This window comes from Methylibium sp. T29 (assembly GCF_000576205.1).
Classification (GTDB): Bacteria; Pseudomonadota; Gammaproteobacteria; order Burkholderiales; family Burkholderiaceae_C; genus Methylibium; species Methylibium petroleiphilum.
The window spans coordinates 1-1678 of record NZ_AZND01000442.1 but is presented as its reverse complement, the minus strand read 5'-3'; the positions used below and the strand labels follow the sequence as shown (position 1 = coordinate 1678).

The window sequence follows — 1678 nt, the reverse complement described above, 5'->3', positions numbered from 1 at the left end:
GCGCTCGCCGCTGTCGGCGGCGGTGTCGCGTGCCGCGTAGTCCCAGGCCAGCCCGTCCACGGCCAGCTCCTGCCAGTCGGCAGCGGCGTCGATGCGCTCATCGGCCGGGTCGGCGGCGCGCGACGGCGCAGCCTCGATCGGTGCAGCACTGCCGTAGTCGGCGTGCATGCGCGCGAAGGACTGGAAGTGGGCCGCCATCGAGCTCACCACGCCCGCCGCCTGCTGGGCGTACTGGTAGACCATGAACACCGCACCCAGCATCACCGCCTGCGCCCCCGGCGTGCGCGTCTGCAGCACGTAGACGGCGACCAGCGCCCAGGTGAGCGCCAGCCCCATCACGTCGACCGCACACCACTTGCCCTCGTTGAGCAGCACGCTGCGCCGCAACGGCGCCGACACCGCGCCGAGACGCCGCGCCAGCAGCGTGCGCGACGCAGCGGACAGCCGCAGCCCGATGACCGTCGATGCATGGGCCAGGAAGTCGAGCAGCGCCGCGACGTAGCGCCGGTCGGCATCGTTCTCGGCGCGCGCCAGCTGCATCAGCGCGCGGTCGAAGCGCAGGATCACCAGGCCGATCAGCACGTAGCCCGCCAGCGCCAGCGCGCCGCTGCTGCGCGACAGCAGCGTCAGCGCCACCAGCGGCCCCACCAGGTTCACGGCACTGGCGAGGTAGACGAACTGCGTCTGCGCGAAGTCCGACAGCGCGCGGCTCGCCTGGTGCACGCGGTGCTGCAGCTCGCCCGAGTGGTGGCCGTCATGCCAGGCCAGCGGGGCCGCGGCGATGCGTGCGTAGAGCGCATCGGCCAGCGCCTCGCGCACGCGCAGGCCGACATTGCGTTCGAGGATGCGTCCGGGGCCGTGGGCCGCCCACGACAGCAGGTAGAGGGCGGCGAGCGCCGCGATCCAGCGGCCGGCGGCGCGCAGGTCGCCGCCCTGCAGCGCATTGATCGCCAGTCCGGCCAGCCAGGGCAGGGCCAGCCGCAGCAGCTGCGAGGTGGTGAGCAGCAGGGCTGCGCCGAGCAGCTGCCCGCGCGCGCCTCGGCGTGGCGCCAGAGGGCCCGGTACAGCGTCACCGGCGCGCGGCCTGCGGGTGCGGCGGCGGTCATCGCCTCGTCTCGTCGCTCGCGATCGGGCCTACTTCTTCGGTGTCGGCAGTTCGTTCAGGGCGTCCCACTGGGACAGCGACAGGTCGAGCTCGGCCACGTCGGGCTGGCGCGGCTCCACGTTGCGCCGGCGCTCGCGGCCGCCGGGCGGTTCGGGCGACTCGGTGCGCCGCCGGTCGCGGCCGGTCCGGCGTTCGGTCGGGTGGGCGGCATGCGGTGTTCGGGGCAGGTTCTCGCTGGGCATGGGGGACTCGCGAGCTCGAGGAAGCGAATGCGTGAGACAGCGACCATACCCGATCCTCGGCGGTCCGCGCACCGTGATCGCCCTGCGGGAAATGCCGAAATCGATGCCCCGGCATTGCGGCAGATGCGGAACCCGAGCGGCCGCACGCGCCCCCGTCGCCGCCGGCACTGCTGAAAAAGACGTTCGCAATCAAGGGCTTGGCGTGTTGCTCCGGCTTGGCCCTGCGATTGCTAATGCGCCTTCACGCACCGCCCGAAGAGCGGACTTGGCGGGCCCCCCGACGGCAAGGTCCATCGACAACGGAGACACGACATTCCATGGAAACCCAGAT

Annotated in this window: 2 protein-coding genes; both read right to left on the bottom strand. The window is 72.6% G+C overall.

Annotated features, from left to right (window positions below; all coding sequences use genetic code 11):
* A partial coding sequence (locus tag x551_RS21855) for an ABC transporter transmembrane domain-containing protein (RefSeq protein ID WP_253950460.1) occupies nt 1–954 on the bottom strand: 954 nt, incomplete at its 3' end.
* Between the two features lie 180 nt (nt 955–1134).
* Nucleotides 1135–1347 carry a hypothetical protein gene (locus x551_RS21850; RefSeq protein WP_036234754.1) on the bottom strand — a complete coding sequence of 71 codons (213 nt, stop codon included), beginning with the start codon at nt 1345–1347 and terminating at the stop codon, nt 1135–1137.
* Nucleotides 1348–1678 lie beyond the last annotated feature (331 nt).